At 64.8% G+C, this 3,007-nt stretch carries 4 protein-coding genes; all 4 read left to right on the top strand.

Annotated features, from left to right (window positions below):
• On the top strand, nucleotides 1-351 hold a 351-nt coding region (locus H8A95_RS42330), incomplete at its 5' end, for a chemotaxis protein CheW (RefSeq protein ID WP_229188355.1).
• A gap of 58 nt (nucleotides 352-409) precedes the next feature.
• Nucleotides 410-775, top strand: a complete 366-nt coding sequence (locus tag H8A95_RS42325; protein WP_018273268.1) for a response regulator — start codon at nucleotides 410-412, stop codon at nucleotides 773-775.
• Between the two features lie 155 nt (nucleotides 776-930).
• Entirely contained in the window at nucleotides 931-2,097 is a 1,167-nt protein-coding gene (locus tag H8A95_RS42320; RefSeq protein WP_229188354.1) for a protein-glutamate methylesterase/protein-glutamine glutaminase, read from the top strand.
• The gene (locus tag H8A95_RS42315; RefSeq protein WP_229188353.1) at nucleotides 2,094-2,966 is read left to right on the top strand and encodes a CheR family methyltransferase; all 873 of its coding nucleotides are present in this window, start codon (nucleotides 2,094-2,096) and stop codon (nucleotides 2,964-2,966) included. The genes H8A95_RS42320 and H8A95_RS42315 overlap by 4 nt, the downstream gene beginning before the upstream one ends.
• The last annotated feature ends 41 nt before the right edge of the window (nucleotides 2,967-3,007 follow it).

Raw genomic sequence — 3,007 nt, 5'->3', positions numbered from 1 at the left:
TTGACGCGGGTGCCGCTGGCCTCCAGCGAGATCGCCGGCGTGCTCAATCTGCGCGGCCGCATCGTCACCGTGGTCGACATGCGTGCCCGGCTCGGCCTGCCGAAGGCCGACGACGGCAAGCTGCCGATGGCGGTCGGCGTCGATCAGCGCGGCGAATCCTACGGCCTCCTGATCGACCAGATCGGCGAGGTGTTGCGGCTGCCCGACGACGGCCGCGAGGACAATCCGGTCAACCTCGATCCCCGCATGGCCAAGCTCGCCGGCGGCGTCCACCGCCTCGACGGCCAGCTGATGGTCGTCCTCGATATCGATCGCGTGCTCGAACTGGTGCCCGACGCGAAAGCGGCGTGAGCCGAGAGAACTGAAGAACTGAAACATCCCACCGGGGATGAGGAAGTAGAGGTCGCAGATGAGAACCTGTCTTGTTGTCGATGACTCCAGCGTCATTCGCAAGGTCGCCCGCCGCATCCTGGAAGGGCTCGATTTCCAGATCGTCGAAGCCGAAGACGGCGCCAAGGCACTCGAAGCCTGCAAGCGTGCGATGCCGGAAGCTGTGCTGCTCGACTGGAACATGCCCGTGATGGACGGCTATGAGTTTCTCGGCAACCTCCGCCGCATGCCAGGCGGCGATCAGCCCAAGGTCGTGTTCTGCACCACCGAGAATGACGTCGCGCATATCGCACGCGCGCTGCATGCCGGTGCCAATGAATACATCATGAAGCCGTTCGACCGGGACATCGTCACCGCGAAGTTCCAGGAAGTCGGACTCATCTAGAGCATGATCCGGAAAAGTGGAAACCGGTTTTCCCTGCGACAAACGCGAAGCGTTTGCGCTGAGATCATGCTGACTTAAGTTTCTACGTTCGATCCGGCGGCAGAAGCCTTCGGCTCAACGGTTGTTGTGCGTCGTGTTGCGTCGCTGGTGAAGTCATGAGTGTTGCGTTGACAAGTACTGCGGTTCCGACATCGATCCGTTCCGACAAGGTGCGGGTGATGGTCGTCGACGATTCCGTGGTGATCCGCGGGATGATCTCGCGCTGGATCGGCGCCGAGCCCGACATGGAGGTTGTGGCCTCGCTGCGCACCGGCCTCGATGCCGTCAACCAGCTTGAGCGCATCAACCCCGACGTCGCGGTGCTCGATATCGAGATGCCCGATCTCGACGGCATCTCGGCGCTGCCGCAGCTCTTGGCCAAGAAGCGTGATCTCGTTGTCATCATGGCCTCGACACTGACCCGCCGCAACGCGGAGATCAGCCTGAAGGCGCTGTCGCTCGGCGCGTCCGACTACATTCCGAAGCCGGAGAGCACGCGCGAGGCCACCGCCGCGGAGACTTTCCGCCACGACCTGATCCAGAAGATCCGTCATCTCGGCGCCAAGGCGCGGCGCAGCCCCGTGCACGCAACGGCGAGCCCGCCGCTTGCGCCCGGTCACGACAAGCCGCGCACGTTGGCTCCCGCCGCTGCGCACACCGCGCCAGCGCAGATCGCGCGCCGTTCGTTCGGCCTGCTGGCGCCGAAAGTGCTGCTGATCGGCTCCTCCACCGGCGGTCCGCAGGCGCTGATGTCGCTGGTCGCAGAGATCGGTCCCGTGATCGATCGCGTCCCGGTGTTGATCACCCAGCACATGCCGCCGACCTTCACCACCATTCTCGCCGAGCATCTGGCGCGCACGAGCAAGCGGCCGGCGCATGAGGGGATCGACGGCGAGACGATCAAGCCGGGTCATATCTATCTGGCGCCGGGCGGACGCCACATGCGCATCGCCCGCCACGGCATCGATGCCACCATCGCGCTCGACGACGGGCCGCCGGTCAATTTCTGCAAGCCCGCGGTGGACCCGATGTTCACCTCCGCGATCGATGTCTGGCAGGGCAGCATCATGTCGGTGATCCTGACCGGCATGGGCTCCGACGGCATGCGCGGCGGCAAGGACATCGTCGCCGCCGGCGGCAGCGTGATCGCCCAGGACGAAGCGACCAGCGTGGTGTGGGGCATGCCCGGTGCTGCGGTCAATGCCGGCATCTGTGCCGCCGTGCTGCCGCTCAATCAGATCGCACCGAAGCTTGTTCGCGTGTTTGCGGGAGACCGTTTGTGACGCCGCTGGACTACGAGTATCTGCGTAAGCTGCTGAAAGAGCGTTCCGGCCTCGATCTCTCCGCCGACAAGCAATATCTCGTCGAGAGTCGCCTGCTGCCCTTGGCGCGCAGGTCGAACCTCGCCGGAATTCCCGAGCTGGTGCAGCGGATGAAGGGCGGCGCCGAGCTGCTGACGTCGGAGGTGGTCGAAGCGATGACCACCAACGAGACCTTCTTCTTCCGCGACAAGATTCCGTTCGACCATCTGAAGGACGCGGTGCTGCCGGCGCTGGCGCGGGCACGGGCCGCACGCCGCAGCCTGCGGATCTGGTGCGCGGCGTCGTCGACCGGGCAGGAGCCCTATTCGATTGCGATGCTGCTCAAGGAAATGACCGCGCTGTTCAGCGGCTGGCGCATCGAGATCATCGCCACCGACCTGTCGCAGGCGGTGCTGGAGAAATCCAAGGCCGGCCTGTTCAGCCAGTTCGAGGTGCAGCGCGGTTTGCCGATCCAGCTCCTGGTGAAGTACTTCGTGCAGAAGGGCGAGCTCTGGCAGCTCAACGCCGATATCCGCAGCATGGTGCAGCACCGCCAGCTCAACCTGCTGCAGGACATTTCGCATCTCGGCACCTTCGACGTGATCTTCTGCCGCAACGTGCTGATCTATTTCGATCAGCAGACCAAGGCCTCGATCTTCGGCAAGGTCGCGCGGATGCTCGAGCCTGATGGCGTGCTGGCGCTTGGCGCGGCGGAATCCGTGGTCGGCATCACCAACCTGTTCAGGCCATATCCCGACCGCCGCGGCCTCTATCAGCCGAGCACCGCCCCGGTCGCGCGCGCCGGCGCCGCTGTTCATGCGCTGAAGGCGGTGGCTTCGGCCGCGCGTTAGCCCGATCTTCCGATACGAGCGCGGTGCTGTCTGCACCGTCG

The organism is Bradyrhizobium oropedii (assembly GCF_020889685.1).
Taxonomy (GTDB): domain Bacteria; phylum Pseudomonadota; class Alphaproteobacteria; order Rhizobiales; family Xanthobacteraceae; genus Bradyrhizobium; species Bradyrhizobium oropedii.
The sequence above is the reverse complement of the archived record's forward strand: the minus strand, read 5'-3'. Positions and strand labels throughout refer to the sequence as shown.